We start from the raw sequence: 21,168 nt of genomic DNA on the forward strand, positions 1-21,168 counted from the left end.
TAATTGTTAGTTTTATTCTGTTCTTAAGGCTTCAATTGGTTTGATTTTAACCGCTCTTTGTGCAGGAATCAATCCGATTACCAATCCTAGGAAAATCATAATTCCCATTGCCGAAAATACGTTTCCGTAATCCACAGTCGGATTGCTGAATGGGAAAGCATCGTTGTTCATCGTTGCAACATTCAGAATAATGAGAAGGAAAATCCCAGATAAAAATCCTAATAATCCTGATGATAAAGTAATCACAACACTTTCCAGCAAAATCTGATTTCGAACTTCTGCAGGTTTTGCGCCCAAAGCTCTTCTGATTCCTATTTCCTTGGTTCTTTCTTTTACTGTAATTAATAAGATATTCGAGATGGCAATGACACCTGCTAAAATTGTCAACGTTCCTACAACAATTGTCAACAACTGCATTCCTGTTAAAAATCCTGTTACTTTTTTAAATTCTTTTGCAAGGTTAAAGCTTCCGAATGCATTAGTATCTTCCGGTGAAACGTGATTAATTTTTTTCAATTCGTCTTTCACTTTAGTTTCTACAATTGCAGCTTCGGCATTTGGTTTTCCAACAATAGCGAAAAATCCAACTTTATCACCTTCGTTATACATCCCGGAATAAGTGGAAAACGGAATATAAGCAGATTGATCATTCTCCATTCCACCACCTCTTGGAACCCTGAAAACACCAATGACATTGAAAAATATACCTTTCAGATTGACTGATTTCCCAATGGGATTTTCATTTTTCTTCGCATCGAAAAGATTTTTGTAAATCTCCTCTCCTATGACAATCACATTCTTTTTAGCCTGAATATCTGCGTCATTAATATATCGTCCGAACAATAATTTTTTCTTGGAAATCTGATTACCAACAGGAAAATCGCCGGTTATCATATAGGTATTTTTCTTTCCATTTCTGGAAATCTGCTCACCTGGCGTCCCAAAATTACCTCGTACACTTTGCGGCGAAATATAATCGATTTCCGGAATTTTCTTCGTGATGTATTCTATGTCTTTCAGATGAAGATCCATTTTTCTACCTTTCGCAAAACCTTCGTAAGGGATATTTGTATTTTGTGGCCAAAGGAATATCGAGTTGGTCGCAAGCCCGGAAAACAATTTGTTAAAACCATTCTCCATTCCTTTTGCAGCACCTAACAAGCTAACATACAAAAACATACCCCAACCCACGCCTATCATCGTGAGAAACGTTCTGAGCTTATTATTCCGAAGGGAATAATAAATCTCCTGCCAGGTATCTCTTTTGAAAAGTATATTCACGTTTTTGTTTATAAATGATTAATGATGATTGATAAATGATTTCAATATTATATTTTCAAATTCTCCTACCCTTAAACTTAATCTGTTCTCAGAGCTTCAATTGGTTTGATTTTTGAGGCTTTGTAAGCCGGAACAAATCCTGCAATTGCACCAGAAAGTACCAAACAGAAAAATGCTGCAGCAATTAATCCCCAACCTACGGATGGTTCTGTGATAAAGAAATCTTCCAGATTATTACCAATTAATTTCAAAGCCAGAACACCTAATCCTACTCCAACGAATCCGGAAATCACAGTAATCACAATACTTTCCTGTAAAATCAAAGCGACAATTCCGGCTGGTTTCGCACCAATTGCTTTTCGTACTCCGATTTCCTTAGTTCTTTCTTTGATGATGTAAACCATGATGTTACTAATACCAATGATTCCCGCCAGCAAAGTTCCAAGCCCAATAAATCCTACAACAGCAGTAATCACGAACAAGAAAGCAAAAGAATCCTGTGTATTTTTAGCATTATTACTAACTCTGATTCCTTGTTGGTCTTCTGGAGAGATACTTTGTCTTGCTCTAATGTTTTTCTCGAGTTGGTCTCCATATTTTACACCTTCATCCGGTGTCATATCCGGGTTATAAGCCAGCATCACAGTACTGATGGTGTCCGAACTTTTTTTCATCTGTTGTAGTGTGGAAAGCGGAATAGAAATATGGCGTTCATCCCAATCACCACCTGGGTCAGAGAAAACACCAACGACTTTGAACATCGTTCCATTGATTTCCAAATCTTTCCCAATTGGATTACCATCACGAATCAAATCCCGCCAAGCCATTCTTCCAATGGATGCTACATTTTGTTTCAGTTCGTTATCTCGCTCATTGATGTAACGACCGTCTATCATCGTTCTATTTTCGAGAAATTTTTCATCTCCCAAAACACCGTTGATTTGATAACTTCCACTTTCCTTACCATATTTCACAGTAAGATTTGTCGTATATCTTGGTGAAGCGTACTCTAATTTTCCTTTACTTTCTTTTACAATCGCATCAAAATCATCATTATTAAATGTAATGGTCCTATCCGACTGTAAACCTGCATAAGGAATAGTCGTTTTTCCACCCCAAACCATTATCAGATTGGTTGCATCTCTTGTAAATGCCTTCGCAAATGAGTTATTAAGTCCGTTCCCAATCCCAAATAAAACAATGAAAATGAAAAGACCCAATGCCACCGTAAAACCAGAAAGCACCGTCCGCAATACATTACTGCGAATGGAACTAAATATCTCTTGCCAGCGGTCTAAATCAAACATTTTATTTAATTATTAATGATGAATTGTTAATTGTTATTTTTTGTCAGGCTGAAGTTTTCGAAGCCTTTTAAATTTATTTATAAAACAATTTGTTGGATATACTCATCGCTTTCTATTCTGCCATCTTTCAGGACAACATTTCTTTTGGTTTGTGCTGCAACATCGTTCTCGTGAGTTACTACAACAATTGTTTTCCCTTCATTGTTAATTTCCTGAAGTAGCTTCATAATATCGTGGGTTGTTTTGGAATCCAAAGCTCCGGTTGGTTCATCAGCGAGAATTAATTTTGGTTCAGAGATTAATGCTCTGGCGATAGCAACTCTTTGTTTTTGTCCTCCGGAAAGTTCACTGGGAAGGTGTTCTGCCCATTCTTTCAATCCTACTTTTTCCAGATATTCCAAAGCTTTTTGGGTTCTTTCTTTTCTGGAAACATTTTGATAATATAATGGAAGCGCTACGTTTTCCAACGCCGTTTTATAATTAATCAAATTAAATGACTGAAAAATAAATCCAATGAAACGGCTTCTGTATTCAGCAGCTTTTACTTCTGTAAGATGTTTAATCGGAAATCCATCAAGTTCATAAATCCCATTATCTGCTTCATCCAAAATCCCAATGATATTAAGCAAAGTCGATTTTCCGGAACCCGAGCTTCCCATAATAGAAACAAACTCACCTTGGTTGATATTAAGATTAATACCTTTCAGCACGTGAAGTTTGCTCTTGCCTGTATCGTAAGATTTGTTGACATCTTCTATTTTCAAAATGGGATGAGACATTGTCTGGATTTTCCATTATAAGTAAACCGGAGAATACAAATGTTACAGAACACGAAAAAATATTTTGTGATTTTTTTATTTAATCAGATTTTGAAAAAATTTTAATTACTGGCGTAACATTTTTATAATTCCGGAGTCTTATTGGGTATAATTTTTCTTTTATGCTTAAAAAAGTTTTTTGTATTTCGCTTTTGTCAATAGGAGTTTTGGGATTTTCTCAGAAGAAATGGACGATTCAGGAATGTGTGGATTATGCAATTAAAAACAATTTGCAAATCCAAGCGCAGGCTTACAACAAAGATGTGCAGACAAAAAATCTGGAAATGGCTAAAAAGGAATATTTGCCTTCTGTTTCCGGAACAATTAATAACAACGCCAATTTTGGACAATCCTTAGTCGGAACCAGCAGTATTAGAAATGACAGTTATTATAACGGTGCCAATTTAGGGGCTAATATTTTGGTTTATAATAACGGAAGATTGGAAAAAACCATCAAGAAAACCAGCTTCGATGTGGATGCGAGTCTACAGGATATCGAAACCATCAAAAATAATATTTCCCTTCAAATTGCTCAGCAATATCTGAATGTGATGCTGAATAGAGAAATAAAAAAAATCTCTGAAAGTGCAATGGAAAATGCACAAAGATTATATGACCGGGCGAAAATCACGACAGATGTTGGAACTACGGCTCAGACCGTTTTAGCAGAAGCAACGGCATCTGTGGCGAGAGAAAAACAGAATGTAAAAACAGCTCAAATCAATGTTGATAAAGCGCTTTTTGCAATGGCTCAGCTTCTTCAATTACAAGATTACAAAACATTTGATGTGGTAGACATTCCAGTTCCCGATGAATTGACACCACAAACTGAATCTGTAGAAGAAGTCCTGAATATTGCTTACACTTCTCAACCAATCGTGAAAGCTGCGGAAATCAGAATAAAAGCAGCTGAAGCACAAACTGAAGTTGTTAAAACTAATTTTTATCCAACAATATCCGCTACTGCTGGGATTGGAAGTTTTTATAACAATCTTTTGAATAAAAATACAATTGGTTACAGTGTAGATGCAGCTGGAAATCCTGTGGCAATAACCGAAAGAAATTTCACACAACAATACAAAGATAATTTTGGACAACAGTTGAGCTTATCAGCTAACATCCCGATTTTCAATAAAGGAATTACAAAACTGCAAGTGGAGCAAACAAAAATCAATGAAGTCATTGCTAAAAATAATTTGGAGCAACAGAAATTCCAGTTGAAGCAGGATATTCAGCAGGCGCAGTTCAATGCAGATTCTAATTATGAAATCTATGTCGCTGCCATCGAAGCTGAAAAAAGCACGAGATTAGCTTTGGATTTTGCTGAGAAAAGTTACGAAGCTGGACGCTCTACAATCTATGATGTAACAATTGCCAGAAATAATTATGCAAATGCGCAAGGTTCTGTAGCACAGGCGAAATACAATTATCTGTTCAGTATCAAAGTTTTAGATTTCTACGCGGGACGTGGGATTAATTTGTAACTATTATATCAAACATTCATAAATTATAATATTCTAAAGTCGTAAAGTTAGTCTTTGCGACTTTTTTTATATTAAACGACGATAAGAAATTCTTTAACTTTTCTTATCTTTGAGATATGCAGATTTTTGGAAAAGATTTACTCAGAGATATCAAAGCAGCGGAATTGTTAGGCGAAAATGCTCACAAAATTTATTCTCCGCCCTATCGTCCTGTTTTCAGTTACGAAGATATTCTGACTAAAAATCCAAAGTTTGCAGCCGTTAATATTCTACTTTATCTTAAGAATAATGAATGGCATTTCCCTCTGATTGTAAGAAGCGTGAATGAAAACGACAGACACAGTGGACAAATCTCATTGCCTGGTGGAAAAAGAGAAAAAGAAGACCCTGATTTTGCTTACACAGCTAAACGTGAAACTTCTGAGGAATTAGGAATTGATGACCATTACGTGAGGATAATCCGCGAAATGTCTCCGATTTATATTCCGCCAAGTAATTTTTATGTTCACTCTTTTGTGTCTTATACGAAGAAAAATCCTGAATTCTTTTTACAGGAAACCGAAGCTGTAGAATTGATTGAATTCCCGATTTCATCTTTATTGAGTCTTCCTAACCAACCCAAAATAATGGCTTTGCCTTCCACGAAAGGTTATGAAGTTCCCGTAATCGATTTCAATGGGTACATCATTTGGGGTGCTACATCAATGATTTTGAGTGAATTCAGCAACTTGTTAAAAAATGTTTAATTTTGCAAATATTCCCGCAGTTTGGGAATGAAAATTGGTTAATCAATTTATTAAATTAATAAAGATTTTTAGTTTTAAAATCTAATTAAAAAAACAATGGCAAAAAAAAATATTTTTACCGATTCTTTTGGAAATATTTATATTCTGAAAAGGATAATTATTTTCATTTTGGGAATTGTTTCCTACAGGAGATTCAATGGTTTTAATAAATTGAAAATTACCGGAACTGAAAATCTTTCTGATTTGCCAGACAGCAACGTTCTTTTCGTTTCCAACCATCAGACTTATTTTGCGGATGTTGCGGCGATGTATCACGCTTTTTGTGCTGTGAATAATGGTTATCACAATACGATAAAGAATCCTGTTTATCTTCTCAACCCAAAAGTAGATTTCTATTATGTAGCTGCAGAAGAAACAATGAATAAAGGAATTCTGGCTAGAATTTTTAAAATTGCCGGTGCTGTTACAGTAAAAAGAACGTGGAGAGCAGAAGGTCAAAACGTAAACAGAATGGTTGACCTTACCGAAGTTGAAAACATTATGAAAGCTTTGGATAACGGTTGGGTGATTACTTTTCCTCAAGGTACAACTTCTGCTTATGCACAAGGTAGAAAAGGAACGGCGAAGTTGATTAAAAACCAAAGGCCAACGGTAATTCCAATTAAAATTGATGGATTCCGAAGAGCATTTGACAAGAAAGGACTGAAAATCAAAGTAACTGGTGTAAAACCTACAATGGAGTTTAAACCAGCTTTGGATATCGATTATGATAATGAGTCAGCAACACAAATTTTGGACAAAATAATGCACGCTATCGAGCAAACGCCTGAACACAACCTTCTCCACGAATACGATGTCAAACAGAAAGAGATAAAATCTCAATCTCAACAATAAAAAACGGCTACTGAAAAAGTAGCCGTTTCTATTTTATTATTTTAACTAAAGTCTAAATTCTAACATCTAAACTCTAATTTCTATTCTTAAGCTTCAATACTTGGAACTTGCACATTCTCATTCGCATCTTTCTCATAATCGATTTCGTCAAACTGGAAACCAAAAAGATTGAAGAATTCTTTTCTGTAACCTTCGATATCACTGATTTCGGAAAGGTTTTCAGTTGAAGTTTGTTCCCAAAGCTTCGCCACTTCCGCCTGAACATCTTCCGCCATTTCCCAGTCATCAATTCTGATTCTTCCTGCAGAATCTAATTCAACATTCCCATTTTCAGTGTATAATCTTTCAGCAAATAATCTTTGGATTTGTTCAATCGTTCCTTCGTGCGTTCCTTTTGCTTTCATCACTTTATAAAGTAAAGAAATATATAATGGAACTACAGGAATAGCTGAACTGGACTGTGTTACCAAAGCCTTGTTTACAGAAACATAGGATTTTCCGTTGAGGTCTTTTAATAAATCATTCAAAACTGTTACAGTCGCTTCCAAGTCATTTTTCGCTTGTCCGATTGTTCCGTTTCTGTAGATTGGGAAAGTCAGTTCAGGGCCAATGTAAGAATAAGCAACGGTTTGAACGCCTTCTGCCAATACGCCTGCCGCCTTCAAATCTTCTATCCAGAATTTCCAGTCTTCGCCGCCCATTACAGCAACAGTGTTGGAAATATCTTCGTCGTTTTCAACCGGATTAATGGTGATATCAGAAACTACGCCTGTATGAAAATCAACCGTTTTATTAGTAAATGGTTGACCAATTGGCTTAAGAACTGATGCATAAGCAACACCCGTTTTTGGATGTGTTCTTCTTGGAGAAGCCAAACTGTAAACCACCAAATCAACCTGACCAAGGTCTTTTTTAATCAACTCAATTGTTTCTTTTTTTACTTCATCAGAAAACGCATCGCCGTTGATACTTTTGGCGTAAAGTCCAGCTTCGTGCGCTTCTTTTTCGAAAGCCGCAGTATTGTACCAACCTGCTGTGCCCATTTTTCCTTCAGATGCTGGTTTCTCGAAAAAAACACCAACTGTAGCAGCATCAGAACCGAAAGCAGCCGTGATTCTGGAAGAAAGTCCGAAACCTGTAGAAGCACCGATTACCAAAACTTTTTTTGGTCCGTTTTTGATTTTGCCTTTAGACTTTACATATTCTATTTGATTTTTAATGCTTTGATGCGCTCCATCCGGATGTGCTGTCAAACAAATAAATCCTCTTGTTCTAGGTTGAATAATCATTGTTGAAATTATTTTTAGCATTGCAAATTAAAGAAATTTGAATCATATATTAAGAATTATCTGGAAAAAAGCGTATTACTGTTTTCTGTTTTTCGAGTATTAATAATGCTTTTGGAGAGTCGTTGTTTTTATTTTGCGCAATCGATTGCGCAAGTCGTTATTTTGTTTAATTTTACCTGCATTCGAAATTGTATTAAGTATATTATTTAAAATATTAAGTACAATCTGAGAACGTAGAATCACTCGCAGCCCGACTTGAGCGGAAATCCTTTTTACGCAACGAAGTGAAGTGAAAAGATTAGGAGCGGAAGGCGGATAAAGCTGCCCAAACCTAACAAAGTGGTTCGACAAAGTCAAATTAAAATTAGAATAGAATAAATTACTTAGATAAACAATGAAAAAACTTTTAATAGGTCTCGCATTTTCTGTTACAGCAATGATTTCTGCGCAGAAAAATGACATTAATTATTACATCGAGAAAGCCCCTTTTAAATTTGGGGAAATGGTTTTGCCAACTATTCCACAAAAGGATTATAATTTCAAGGATTTTGGAGGTGTTGGCGACGGAAAAACGCTGAATACGAAAGCATTCGAAAAAGCGATTTCTACAATTGCTCAAAACGGTGGAGGAAGACTGATTGTTCCAGCCGGAACTTGGTTGACAGGTCCAATTGAACTGAAAAGCAAAATCGATTTTCACGTGGAAGAAGGTGCGATTGTGCAGTTCAGCAGCGATATCAAACAATTCCCCATAAGAGAATCTTCACCAGGAAAATTTGAGGTGACAGCTCCGATTTGGGGAAATAATTTGAAAGATGTTTCTTTCACTGGAAAAGGAATTTTTGATGGCGCAGGTGAGGCTTGGAGACCAGTCAAGAAATTCAAAACCACTGATGCGCAATGGAAAGAATTGCTGGCAAAACCAGGAAGTACACTTAGCGAGGACGGAAAAATCTGGTGGCCAAGTGTAGCTGCGAAAAATGGCGAAGAATTAGCCAAAGTGATTACAAAAACGCCAGGCGCAACAATAGATATGTACGAGCAAATTCATCATTTTTTAAGACCAATGATGTTCACGCTTTCTAAAGTGACGAATCTTTTAATTGACGGACCGACTTTCAGAAATTCTCCGAAATTTGTTATCAACCCGAAACAAATTACAAATCTTGTCATCAGAAATACAACGGTTTACAATCCAAAATGGGCTCAAAATGGAGACGGAATCGATATCAGTGCTTCGAAAAATGTGATTATTTACAACACAAAAGTGAATGCTGGCGATGACGGAATCTGTATGAAATCCAGCGGAACTCCGAAAAACGGAGAAGCCAACTTACAAAACGTCATCATCGCAGAATGCACTGTGAATGAAGGTCACGGCGGTTTCGTAATCGGAAGTAATACAGACGGAGGAATGAAAAACATCTACGTTACCAACTGTACTTTTGATGGGACGGACATTGGAATCCGGGTGAAAAGTAACTCTGGAAGAGGTGGTGATGTGAGCCAAATTTTCATCGATAATATTGAAATGAAAAACATTATCAAAGAGGCAGTTTTATTTGATACGTTCTATGCAGATGCACCTGTTGGAAGTACAAAAGAAAGCGAAGCGGCGCAACATTCGGGAGACAAAGTCCCTTATTTTCACGATTTCTATGTGAGTAATGTGAATTGTGCTTCGTCCGAAACGGCTTTCAGTTTCAGTGGACTTCCTGAAAAATTGATTGAAAACCTTTTCTTTAAAAACGTGAATATCACAAGTAAAAAAGGAATCGTTGGCAAGAACGCACAGAATATCGTTTTTGAAAATGTGAAAATCAATAATTCTACAGATTATAAAATCGACAGCGGTTTGAAAAAAGCGATTGTTGTGAAATAATTATTTCTCGCTGATTTGACGAATTTTGCAGATTTATCAGCTTAATTTGTAAATCTGCGAGAGTAAAACGATTCAACCCTTTCAGAGTTTGAAACTCTGAAAGGGTTTTACTTTAATAGTTATTTTATACTGATTGAAAAATCTTCGTTCATAATCAAAACGCCTTCTTCTTGTTCTCCTGTAAAGCCTTTTAGTTTAGACGTTTTGCTTTTCAGAATCAAATCCTGAAGTTGTTTTTCTGATAATTTTTTTCCAAATATCTCGAATGGAACTTTGAAACCACAACCTTTATAATCGGAACAGCCAACGGCGGTTTTGCCTTTCATCAGGTTATTAGATTTACATTTTGGACATTGGGTTTCTGTCCAGACGATTTCAGTTTTTACTCTTGGTATCTTTTCTTTAGGAGCCGGTTTTTCTTCTTCGAAATTAATAACTTTTCCTTTTCCTCTAATCACTTTCTGAGTCAAATCAGTAACCATTTCTATCAATTCTTCTTTGAACTGATTTGCCTCATATTCTCCTTTTTCTATTTTTCTCAGTTTTGACTCCCATTCTCCTGTGAGTTCAGGACTTTTAAGAACTTCGTCTTCGATGATGTCAATCAAATCAATACCAATCGACGTTGCAACAAGGTTTTTCTTTTTACGTTCGATATATTTTCTTCGGAACAAAGTTTCGATGATATTGGCTCGGGTTGATGGTCTTCCGATTCCGTTATTTTTCAACATTTCTCGTAGTTCCTCATCTTCCACTTGTTTTCCTGCAGTTTCCATTGCTCTTAGCAAAGTAGCTTCTGTGTATGGTTTTGGAGGTGAAGTTTTTCCTTGATGAATCAAAGGTTCGTGCTCTCCTTTTTCTCCAGCAACAAATTCTGGAATGGTTTGTTCCTCATCTTTATCTTTTTCGTCCTTCTCCTCTTTTTTATCTTTAGCATAAACCGCTCGCCAACCAGATTCAAGGATTTGTTTTCCTGAAGCTTTGAAAGGAATTGTTCCAACTTGTCCTTCTACCAAAGTATTCGAGATTTTACATTCAGGATAAAAAACTGCGATGAATCGTCTTGCTACCAAATCATAAATCAGCTTCTCCTCTCTTGTCAAATTAGATGAAGGCGGAATTTCTGTTGGAATAATCGCGTGGTGGTCAGTTACCTTTGTATCATCAAAAACGGCTTTAGTTTTCGGAATTGGTTGAGAAAGCAAGGGCGAAATTAACTCTGAATAAATTGTCATACTTCTCAGAATTCCACCAATTTTTGGATAAAGGTTTTCTGATAAATAGGTCGTATCAACTCTCGGATAAGTTGTGTGCTTTTTCTCGTAAAGACTTTGAATATAATTAAGTGTATGTTCAGCAGAATAACCATATTTTTTATTAGCCTCCACCTGAAGTCCCGTCAAATCAAACAATCTCGGATTCTTTTCTTTTCCTTCTTTGATTTCGAAAGAGACAATCTCAAATTGATTTTTCTTGAGATATTCTAAGCCTTTTTCTGCTTTATCTAAAGTTTTCAATCGGTCAATTGACGCACTGAAAAGCACATCACGATATTTGGTTTTGAGTTCCCAATATTCTTCCTGAGAAAATGCATCGATTTCTTTTTGACGCTGAACAAGCATTGCCAAAGTTGGTGTCTGAACACGTCCAATCGATAAAACACCTTTGTTTCCACCGAATTTTTTCGTGAATAATCTTGTTGCGTTGATTCCTAAAAGCCAATCTCCAATTGCTCTTGCATTTCCTGCTTGATATAGATTTTTATAATCTTCGGCAGGTTTCAAGTTTTCAAAACCTTCTTTTATTGAATCTTCTGTCAAGGACGAAATCCATAAACGTTTCATCGGTTTGTCACATTTTGCTTTCTGCAAAACCCAGCGTTGAATGAGTTCTCCTTCTTGCCCGGCATCCCCACAATTGATGACCTCATCACATTCCTGAACCAGTTTTTCTATCGTATTAAATTGTTTTTCAACCCCATTGTTATCAATCAATTTGATTCCGAAGTTTTTAGGAATAATTGGTAAGAAAATCAAATCCCAGGATTTGAAATGTGGTGCATAATCCTGCGGTTCTTTCAAAGTGCAAAGATGACCGAAAGTCCAAGTGACGCAATAGCCATTTCCCTCCATATATCCGCTTTTGGGCGTTGTAGCACCCAAAACTTTGGCAATATCACGGGCAACGCTGGGTTTTTCGGCTATACAAAGTTTCATCTGACTTGGCTTGAAATAAGGCTTGCAAAAATGCAATTTTTAATTTTAAAAAACGAGGGATTTTGAACACAAAGATCACAAAGTTTTTTATTATCTGACTGAAAAGAGTTTATGTACACAAAGGCACTTCGCTTATATTAAGATTGGAATTAATTTTTATTTTAAATGCAAAGAACGCAGGCTTTTTTCACCTTTATTGAAAATATTTTTTGTTTTCCGGAGGAATCTCGGCAGTTGAGATTCTTTCAGAATGACAAATATTCTGTTCTATGACTAATGTTGATTTACGTTGAATCTGCGCCCCGACTTGGGCGGACTCTTCGAGGGCCTCATAGTAACAAGCGGGAATGGAAGGCGGATAAAGGCGCCCAAACCTAAGTGGTTCGACTTAGTTAAATAAAAAATCCTTCCAAAGTGTGAGTCTTCGAAAGGATTCATAAGAAAATAATATAAGAATTTTTTTATAAGCCAGCTTCAAAAACTTTGAGCAGTTCTGTCTGCTGGACAACATCATTTTTGCTGTTAATCAAATTATAATTCGCTTGAAGCCAGTTGTTTCTGACCACAAAAAAAGTGTAGGCATCCATTAATCCTTCTTTGTATTTTTCCTCGGATTTTTGGAATGATAATTTTTGGTTTTCGAAATTGGCTTCTAGAAGATTGTACTTTTCCTGAGCATTAAGAAATTGTGCTTTGATGGAATTGATGCTTTTTGTCAAATCATTAATGACAATATCTTTATCATAATTGGAATTGATGACATTCAGTTTGGCTATTTCGACATTGTTTTTAACCTGCAGTTTGTTGAAAATCGGAATATTGAGTCCAAAACTTAATTGCTGATTTTTGTTCGTTTTGATTTGGTCTGAAAAATTGGCCGGAGCCGGCTGTCCCAAGACTTTGTTATAAAAACTTGACCAAGTGTAAGAACCGTTCAGGGTTGGTAAATAGCCGGATTTTGCGACTTCAACACTTTTCTGCTGGACTTTAATTTCTGCCAAGGTTGTTTGATATGCCGGATTTTTTTCCAAAAGATTTTGAATGAAATTAGCATCATTGAAATTTGAACTTGCCAGATTTTCTTCGGTCATTGTAAAATCCAGTGTATCTTTTGTAATGGCCAAAGCATTTAATAAATTAATTTTAGAAAGGTCTCTCTGATTCTTCGCAGAAACCCATTGTTCCTGCATTGTTCCAAGGTTTGCTTTAATATCGTAAATGTCACTTTTCGGACGATTCCCAATTTCAACTTCTTTCTCGGTACGTTTGATCTGGTCTTCAATCCCAGAAAGCTGCGTTTCCAAGACGTCGAGCCAACTTTTACTGTTCTGGTAAGTGAAAAACATCTGGATGACATTCATTTTAACCTCGTTCTGAGCTTGTTTCATTTTGAAAGTCGCGCTTTCCTTATTGATTTTGGACAAAGAAATATTGAGGTAATTCCGCCAGTTCATCAGTTCCCAATTGGCTTGTGCATAGAGATTATCGGTTTGGGTATTGATTGCTTCACGCTGATTATTCTGCTGATTGATTCCGTTTCCGAAATTATAGTTGTGATTGACTCCAGCATCCACAGATGGCAGCAGCATTCCTTTTGCGGCAGAAATCTGTCTTTCATTTTTCTGAATATTAACCACAGATTGCCTTACCAATGGATGATTGGCGGAGACATAATCCAGAGATTGTTTAAGTGTCCAACTCTGCTGAGCGGGAAGAAGATTGGTTAGTAATATGAAGAGTAATTTTTTCATAATAGTTTGTCGTTGACAATTTTAATTTTTAGGATAAGGAATCGCTTTGTCCAATTCTATCGGATTATAATAATTTTTGATACTTTCCTGAATGAACTTTCTTTTCTGGTCAAGCTGTTCTTGACTTTTGATTTTTTCTCCTCCAATAATCACTGTTCCGCCAGTTTTCAGATTATTTCTCATCTCAGCAACCGGATCACTGTAATAATCGAGCTTTACTTTTTGGAATTGTTTCAAATTGACTTTCACAGGCTGATTCCCATAATGGGTTTCCAGAAAATTAGTGGTCACGAAAGTCTCCGGAAGATTGATGCTTTTTGACAATGTGTAATTGTAATCACCTTTATCATCGTGCAATTCGAAAATCAATCCTGGTAAACCTCGGAATTTGTAAGGTCCTTCGTGAAAAGGAATTGCGGAACAAAACCAAGCTGTCCATTTTCTCCCACCAAAATCTGTAGTCGCCTTTTGTAAAGAATATTCAGCGTTTTTTTTGGTTTCTTTTTCGATTTTCCATTTCATTTCGTCTTTAGAATCAATAATAAAATAATCAAACATATTGTCGTGAAACGCTCTGTTCTCGTTAGAATTAGTTCTTCTCAGAATCAATTGGTCAGATTGCGTATTGGTCTGCCAATTTTCCCCGGTTTTTTTGCTGATAGAATCATTTTTCAGAAAATCGTAATCGTAGAATTTGGTATAATCTTTATCAATGTCCAGAACCATATTCATTTTCATTGGTTTATCCAAGAGTTTCATTTCCATTTCGTAAATGAATCTGTTGGTTTGCGCAGAAAAAAGATTGATAATTAATGTAAATATTAAGATGATTAGTTTTTCCATTTTATTCGTATTTCAGATATTTGACAAGATTGATTTTTGTAGCGCGGTAAGCTTTGAAACTCACAACCACGAATGTTAAAATCAATAATAAAAACAAGCTCAGAACGTAAGGCCAAACTGGCATATCGATTCTATAAGCAAAATCTTTGAGCCATTCATTCATTGCATAATATCCGAAAGGCATACTGATTAAAACCGCAATTACACAAATCAGTAAAAATCTTTTGGTCAAATCCCAGACAATCGTTTTTTCGTCTGCGCCTAAGGTTTTTTTGATGGCAACGTCTTTGAGTTTTTGTTCTATTAATAATGATGACAAAGCGAATAATCCCAATAATGCAATGACCAAAACCACGATATTTAAAGTTGTAAATAAAGTCTGCTGTTTCTGAAACTTCTCAAATGTTTTGGCGAATTGTTTATCCACGAATTCATAATCGTAAGGATAGCCTGGCTCTGCTTTGGTGGTCCAGAATTCCTTAATGTTTTCCAAAGTGCCTTTGATATCATTTCCTGAAATTTTGATTTGCAGGTTGCTCATATTATTTTTCACCCAATTTCTGTCGTAGTTGAAGTAAACAATCGGTTCCACAGGCTGATTCACTCCACTATAGTTGACATCTTTTACCACTCCCAGAATTTGATACTTTTTCTTACCATCCCATCCAGTGAAAAATTCTTTTCCCAAAGCTGTTTTCGGATTGTAGCCCAGTTTCCCTGCAAAAGTTTCATTCACCACCGCACCGTTGATGGTGTCAGAAGCTTTTTTCCAGTTCAGGTCACGTCCGGAGAGAAATTTGATTTTGTAGAATTTTAAAAAATTCTCGTCGATTCCACCTAACATCGTTTGTACCGTTTTGGTGGTGTCAGTGGCTAATTTGACGACTGAGCCATTGGCCGTACCGCTTCCCAAGGAATTGACAGAGCCCGTAACATCCGTCACACCCGGGATTCTTGCCATCTCAGCTTTTAGTCTTTGGTATTTTTTGAAATTAAATCCATTTTCCCAATTCGTCTTTTTGAAATAAATCTGAATCGCCTGATCACCCTGGAAACCCAAATCCTTGTTCATCATATAGCTGACCTGCGTATGGATAATCAATGAACATATGATGAAGAATGAAGAGATAATCAATTGTAAAGTCAAGATAGAATTTCGTAACCAAACGCCTTGCCTGCTTCTTGCGAAATTGCCTTTCAAAGTATTGATGGGTTTGAAATTCGACAGATAAAGTGCCGGTATCAACCCCGAAATCAATGAAAATAAAATCAATAATAATCCTGTATAGAGGAATAATCTTGGGTCGTTTAACTTAATTTCTTTGTCCAGAAACTGGTTGTAAGACGGTAAAAATAATTCGACCATTGCGAAAGCAACCATATAAGCCACCAGGCAAATCAGAAAAGTCTCCATCAAAAACTGCAAAACCAAACTAGATTTGGTACTTCCCACCACTTTTCTCACGCCAACTTCTTTCGCTCGCTGTGATGCCTGAGCCGTTTTCAGATTAATCAAATTGATGCCCGACAATGCTAAAATCAAAACAGATAATCCCAGCAAAATCATAATCGATTTTTTGTCCCCTTTGTTGATGCCACTGCTTCTGGAATCCAGTTTCATCTTGCTCAATGGCGTCAGATAGACCATCGCCGGATTTTTCTTATCTAAAGCATAGCCCCATTTTTTGGAAGAAATCTCGTCCTGTTCCTGCATCTGTTTAGACAGTTTTTGCTCCAGTGTCTTGATGTCTGTCCCAGGTTTCAGCCTCAAAAATCCATTATAGTTATAGTTCGTCCATTGGTCTTTGGACTCCTCCATATAAGGATTTCTATGAATGAAATCTGGTTTGAAAACCGTATTGTTTTCCGGAAGTTTATAAATAGCGCTGACCACATATATTTTATCATCAGAATCAGTTTTTACTGATTTTCCTATGGCATCCTGGTAATCGTCACCGAATAATGTTTTAGCAGTTTTTTCTGATAAAGCTATTTTTCCGTTATCTGACAAAGCATTTTGATAATTCCCTGCGACTTTTTCGAAGGGAAAAAACTTGAAAAATGAATCTATCGAAACGGAACCTGAAACATAGGCGGAATTACCGCCAACAGTCAGTTTCTGCTTGCCCCATTCATTGTAAACCAAACCATCTTCAATCTCGGAGAATTTTTCTTTCGAAACAAATATTTCCGGATAACTGGAACTCGACATAATCCCAAAAGAAGCGTTGCCATTTTCCACGAAGTAAATATTTTCCTTGTTCGGAACCCATTGTTCATAGGACTTTTCGTCCTGCCAATGGATATATATCAACAGAAAAACACACAGCCCAACACTCAATCCCAAGATATTGATAACCGTGGAAAGCCAGTTTTTTCTATAGTTGATGAATGCTATTTTGAGCCAGTTCTTTAACATAATTGATGATTAATAAATTTTAAAAATGGATTCTCGAAGCAAGACCTATAACTGTCTACTTTGCTTCTGTAACAGTCTAATTCACTCTTCTGACATTCTACTCTAGACCTCTGACAGTCTTTTAGTCTTATTCGTATTTCAGATATTTCACAAGATTCACTTTCGTAGCCTGGTAAGCTTTGATACTCACCACTGCAAAGGTCAAAATCAATAATGAAATCAAACTTAGGATGAATGGGAAAACCGGCATATCAATTCGGTAATCGAAATCCTTCAGCCACTCATTCATCAGATAATAACTGATAGGCATACTAATGAGAACCGCCGTCAAAGTAATCCAAAGGAATTGTTTCGTCAATCCAAAAACCAATGTTCCGTCAGACGCTCCAAGCGTTTTTCTGATCGCCACATCTTTCAGCTTCTGCTCAATCATTAATGATGACAAAGCGAATAATCCTAACAAGGCTACCATCAAAACCATTGCATTCAGGATGGTGAAAAGTGTCTGTTGTTTCTGATATTTTACAAAACTCTCAGCAAATTTTTTATCAATAAAATAAGAATCGAAAGGATAGCCCGGCTCTACATTCTTCTGCCAGTAAGCTTTTATTCTTTTCACCGTTCCATCGATATCGTCAGGCTTGATTTTCAACTGGATATTATAGACATTGTATCGTTTCCAGTCTGTTTCTCTGTAATGGAAAAAGATGATGGGATCAACTGCTCTTCTTGGGTTGAGAATATTGAAATCCTTTACAATTCCTACAATGTGATAAGGTTTATTGTCAAAACCGGGACGAACTTCATTCTTCAAGGCCTGGTCATCTGTCCAACCGAATTTGTTTACAAATGCCTCATTAACCATAACATTGGCGATGGTATCAGAAGCAAGATTGGGGTTCAGCCAGCGTCCTTTTTTCAGTTTCACATCCATAAACTGGAGGTAATTATAATCCATAGAGCCGTGCTGAGCGAAGATGCTTTTGTCCATATAATCCATATTGGAATTGCTGAATCTCCCGCTTCCAGGAACCGCTTCTCCATAAGAAACATCCGCTACACCTTCGATTTTTCTCATTTCGTTTTTGATGCGCTCATATTTTAGCCAAGGTTTTGCATCATTCTCACTAAAGTTGATTAAGAAAACCTGCTTTCCACTGAAGCCGAGGTCTTTGTTCATCATATATTTTACTTGATTGTTCACAATCAATCCTCCGATGATGAAGAAAGAAGAAATAATGAGTTGCAAAGTCAAAATTCCGTTTCTCAGCCAAATCCCGTGTTTACTTCTCGCAAAGTTTCCTTTCAAAGTTTCAATGGCTTTGAAGTTGGCCAGATAAGTTGCGGGAATCAAACCTGAAATGAATGTCACCGCCATAACCATCGCAAATGAATAAAAGTAAATATGCCAGTCATTCATCACAATTTGTTTGTCATAAAACTTATTGAAACTTGGTAAGAGAAGCTCAGTCAAGGCAAGAGACAATAGATAAGATGCTAAACAAATCAAAAAAGTTTCTAATAAAAACTGAAGAACCAGGTTGGATTTTGTACTTCCAATCGCTTTTCTGACCCCAATTTCCTTAGCTCTTTGCGAAGCTTGAGCAGTTTTCAGGTTAATGAAATTAATGGCTGATAGAATCACAATCAAAACAGAAAGCGTGAACAGAATCATCATCGTTTTAAAATCTCCAACACCGAACCAAGAGGCTTTGGCGTGCAGTTTTATCGCATCAATTGGTGTAAACAAACTTCCTGTCGGTCCGTACAATTCCAAATATTTTTCAGGAGTTACACCTGCGCCTTGCGCACTGATTTTTGCTCTGTATAGGAAAATTTTGTCGTAGAATTTCTGTTGTAAAGCTTCGACATCTGTTCCGGGTTTTAGCAAAAAGAAACATCCGTAATTGAAGTTTCCCCATTGGTCTTTATCACCTTTCATCTGTTCGAAAGGTGTAATGATAAAATCCGGTTTTATCTGGCTATTCGCTTCCGGCAGCTCATAAACTGCGGTTACAACAAAACTTTTATTATTGATTTTTACAGTCTCTCCTGCCACATTGGTTTTCCCGAAGAGATTTTTGGCCGCTTTTGTAGAGAGTGCCATTACTTTATCGCCTTTCAAAGCATCTTTATAACTTCCAGAAACCAATTTGAACGGGAAGAAATTGAAAAAACTTTCAGAAGCCGACATTCCTTCGCCCTGATAAACGGTTTTTGTTTTCGTAGTCATTTTATAACCCATTCCTGAACCGTTAAACAAAACATAATCCTTAACCTCGGGAATCACCTTCACAGCAAGTTCTGCCATCGGATAAGAAATATTGTTCCCGTAAGTATTTTCAGCTTTATTGTGCGTTTGGAATGCGTAGATGTTTTCTTTCTTTGGATTCCATCTTTCGAAGGATTCTTCATCGTTCCAATGCATCAGAATGAGCATAAACCCTGTCAATCCAATCGTTAATCCAAATAAATTAATGATGGTAGACAACCAGTTTTTTTTATAATTGATGAAGGCAATTTTGAGCCAGTTTTGTAACATAATTTTATTTTTGTTGTGTAGGATGGATGCTGGATGCAGTTAGTTTTTTCCACATCCATCATCAGACATCCGTTATTTAACAATTATTCGAAGTTTTTAGAATCCGCTTTTTCGAAAACATCCTTTCTCTGGGAAGAGTGTTCTTCACTGAAAATCTCACCGTCTTTCATATTCACAATTCTGGAAGCGTAACCGGCGTCATAGGAAGAGTGCGTTACCATTGCAATCGTAGAACCTTCTCTGTGAAGTTCTGCAAGGAGATTCATCACTTCATTCCCGTTGGAACTGTCTAGATTTCCGGTTGGCTCATCGGCGAGGATTAGTTTTGGTCTTGTCACCAACGCTCTTGCAACCGCTGCTCTTTGCTGCTGACCACCGGAAAGCTGCTGTGGATAATGTTTCGCTCTGTGTGCGATGTTGATTTTTTCCATAATCTCTTCCACTCTTCTTTTTCTTTCTGAGGAAGAAACACCGTTATAGATCAAAGGCAATTCGATGTTTTCGTAAACCGTTAGTTCATCAATCAAATTAAAATTCTGAAAAATGAAACCGATATTTTTCTTTCTGATGTCCGATTTTTTCTTCTCGGAAGTCCCAATGGTTTCTACGGATTCAAATTGATAAGAACCGGAAGAAGCACTATCCAAAAGTCCCAAAATATTAAGAAAAGTGGATTTTCCACAACCAGAAGGTCCCATTATCGCAACGAATTCGCCTTCTTTGATTTGCAGGCTTACATTATTAAGCGCATTGGTTTGAACATCTTCTGTTTTATAGACTTTTGAAAGGTTTTGAATGTTTATCATTGTAGTATATTTTTTTAAATTATAATTCCGAATTTTTTATTTTTAAAGTCAATGACTATTGTTTTATCGAGGAAAAAAACATTTCCCATTACTCCGTCGAGCCCCTGTTGTTCAAAGGAAAAGTAATCTTCGTCTGTAAACCAAAACTCTTTGGTACTGAATGCCGATTTTCCGATGATCACATTTTTATTGGTTTCTATTGCTTTTACAACCAGAGGATTGTTAAAATTTCTGATATTAAAGTTTTCAATAATTTTGGATGAATCAATTAAGTTTTGAAAATTCTTTTTATAAGAAACCATCGGAAAAATACTTGCGCCCGTATCATACTGAAAATGATAGACTTTACCATCAATCTCTAAAGGAAGAATCGGTTTTTTATTGATAATTTTGATGTCAACAAAATCAATTTTTTTAGTGGTTTTTAATTGTTCACTTACAGTTATTTTTTGGTTAGGAAAATCAATAATCAGATATTTATTTTGAAACAAATCTGCTCCTACAACACCGCAAGCTTCCTCCTGTTCGAAGTTCAAAAGCCCGTTAAGTTTATAATTCTCAATTTTTAATTTTCCAACACTGAAATTCTGATGATCAACAGTGAAAACTTTGTGTCCAGCTGCTTCCATTGCTTCATCTACTTTCTTATTCTTAATAAGCTCTGTTTTTTCAAAACATTTTTCATAGATTAAAGTCATATTAGCACCTAAATCAAATTGAAACCGATACGTTTTGTTTTCGATAGTGAAAGGCACGCTCATTGCGATTTTATCAACTAATTTCCCATTAATAGAATCTTTTTCCCATTTAAAATCAATACTTTGCCCTTTAACAAAAAGACCTATAATGACTGTGATTAAAAACAATAATCGATTTTGCATTTTAGTTTA

General features: G+C 36.3%; 15 protein-coding genes. 4 read left to right on the forward strand and 11 right to left on the reverse strand.

Annotated features, from left to right (window positions below; all coding sequences use genetic code 11):
- Positions 1 to 12: 12 nt before the first annotated feature.
- The 3 genes from BUR19_RS17250 to BUR19_RS17260 form a co-directional block, all read right to left on the reverse strand.
- Positions 13 to 1,281 carry an ABC transporter permease gene (locus BUR19_RS17250; protein WP_074236747.1) on the reverse strand — a complete coding sequence of 423 codons (1,269 nt, stop codon included), beginning with the start codon at positions 1,279 to 1,281 and terminating at the stop codon, positions 13 to 15.
- Between the two features lie 77 nt (positions 1,282 to 1,358).
- A complete protein-coding gene (locus tag BUR19_RS17255) occupies positions 1,359 to 2,588 on the reverse strand; it encodes an ABC transporter permease (protein ID WP_074236749.1) in 1,230 nt (409 codons plus the stop codon).
- Between the two features lie 77 nt (positions 2,589 to 2,665).
- Positions 2,666 to 3,355 (reverse strand): ABC transporter ATP-binding protein, encoded by a 690-nt coding sequence (locus tag BUR19_RS17260; RefSeq protein ID WP_074237032.1) that lies wholly within the window; start codon positions 3,353 to 3,355, stop codon positions 2,666 to 2,668.
- Between the two features lie 173 nt (positions 3,356 to 3,528).
- On the opposite strand from BUR19_RS17260, the gene BUR19_RS17265 reads away from it, so the two are divergent.
- From BUR19_RS17265 to BUR19_RS17275, 3 genes are all read left to right on the forward strand, one after another.
- Complete coding sequence (locus tag BUR19_RS17265) at positions 3,529 to 4,890, forward strand: TolC family protein (protein ID WP_074236751.1); 1,362 nt, start codon at positions 3,529 to 3,531, stop codon at positions 4,888 to 4,890.
- A 116-nt stretch (positions 4,891 to 5,006) separates the two neighbouring features.
- On the forward strand, positions 5,007 to 5,636 hold the full coding sequence (locus tag BUR19_RS17270) for an NUDIX hydrolase (protein ID WP_074236753.1): 630 nt from the start codon (positions 5,007 to 5,009) through the stop codon (positions 5,634 to 5,636).
- A gap of 96 nt (positions 5,637 to 5,732) precedes the next feature.
- Entirely contained in the window at positions 5,733 to 6,530 is a 798-nt protein-coding gene (locus tag BUR19_RS17275; protein ID WP_074236755.1) for a lysophospholipid acyltransferase family protein, read from the forward strand.
- 86 nt (positions 6,531 to 6,616) lie between these two features.
- Here the strand turns inward: BUR19_RS17275 and fabV are convergent, their stop codons facing one another.
- Positions 6,617 to 7,819 carry an enoyl-ACP reductase FabV gene (fabV, locus tag BUR19_RS17280; protein ID WP_074236757.1) on the reverse strand — a complete coding sequence of 401 codons (1,203 nt, stop codon included), beginning with the start codon at positions 7,817 to 7,819 and terminating at the stop codon, positions 6,617 to 6,619.
- 394 nt (positions 7,820 to 8,213) lie between these two features.
- Here fabV and BUR19_RS17285 point away from each other — a divergent pair, with 394 nt between their 5' ends.
- Positions 8,214 to 9,701, forward strand: coding sequence for a glycoside hydrolase family 28 protein (locus BUR19_RS17285; protein ID WP_074236758.1), 1,488 nt, complete (start codon positions 8,214 to 8,216; stop codon positions 9,699 to 9,701).
- 119 nt (positions 9,702 to 9,820) lie between these two features.
- On the opposite strand, the gene BUR19_RS17290 is transcribed toward BUR19_RS17285, so the two are convergent.
- The 7 genes from BUR19_RS17290 to BUR19_RS17320 form a co-directional block, all read right to left on the reverse strand.
- Positions 9,821 to 11,917 carry a type IA DNA topoisomerase gene (locus tag BUR19_RS17290; RefSeq protein ID WP_074236760.1) on the reverse strand — a complete coding sequence of 699 codons (2,097 nt, stop codon included), beginning with the start codon at positions 11,915 to 11,917 and terminating at the stop codon, positions 9,821 to 9,823.
- 461 nt (positions 11,918 to 12,378) lie between these two features.
- Positions 12,379 to 13,668, reverse strand: coding sequence for a TolC family protein (locus tag BUR19_RS17295; RefSeq protein ID WP_074236762.1), 1,290 nt, complete (start codon positions 13,666 to 13,668; stop codon positions 12,379 to 12,381).
- Between the two features lie 21 nt (positions 13,669 to 13,689).
- A complete protein-coding gene (locus BUR19_RS17300) occupies positions 13,690 to 14,511 on the reverse strand; it encodes a GLPGLI family protein (RefSeq protein ID WP_074236764.1) in 822 nt (273 codons plus the stop codon).
- Position 14,512: 1 nt separating this feature from the next.
- Positions 14,513 to 16,930 carry an ABC transporter permease gene (locus BUR19_RS17305; RefSeq protein ID WP_074236766.1) on the reverse strand — a complete coding sequence of 806 codons (2,418 nt, stop codon included), beginning with the start codon at positions 16,928 to 16,930 and terminating at the stop codon, positions 14,513 to 14,515.
- A gap of 127 nt (positions 16,931 to 17,057) precedes the next feature.
- Positions 17,058 to 19,472 (reverse strand): ABC transporter permease, encoded by a 2,415-nt coding sequence (locus BUR19_RS17310; RefSeq protein WP_074236768.1) that lies wholly within the window; start codon positions 19,470 to 19,472, stop codon positions 17,058 to 17,060.
- Between the two features lie 83 nt (positions 19,473 to 19,555).
- Positions 19,556 to 20,278 (reverse strand): ABC transporter ATP-binding protein, encoded by a 723-nt coding sequence (locus tag BUR19_RS17315; RefSeq protein ID WP_074236770.1) that lies wholly within the window; start codon positions 20,276 to 20,278, stop codon positions 19,556 to 19,558.
- Positions 20,279 to 20,292: 14 nt separating this feature from the next.
- Positions 20,293 to 21,159 (reverse strand): pepsin/retropepsin-like aspartic protease family protein, encoded by an 867-nt coding sequence (locus tag BUR19_RS17320; RefSeq protein WP_074236772.1) that lies wholly within the window; start codon positions 21,157 to 21,159, stop codon positions 20,293 to 20,295.
- Between the last annotated feature and the right edge of the window lie 9 nt (positions 21,160 to 21,168).

Source organism: Epilithonimonas zeae (genome assembly GCF_900141765.1).
Lineage (GTDB): Bacteria > Bacteroidota > Bacteroidia > Flavobacteriales > Weeksellaceae > Epilithonimonas > Epilithonimonas zeae.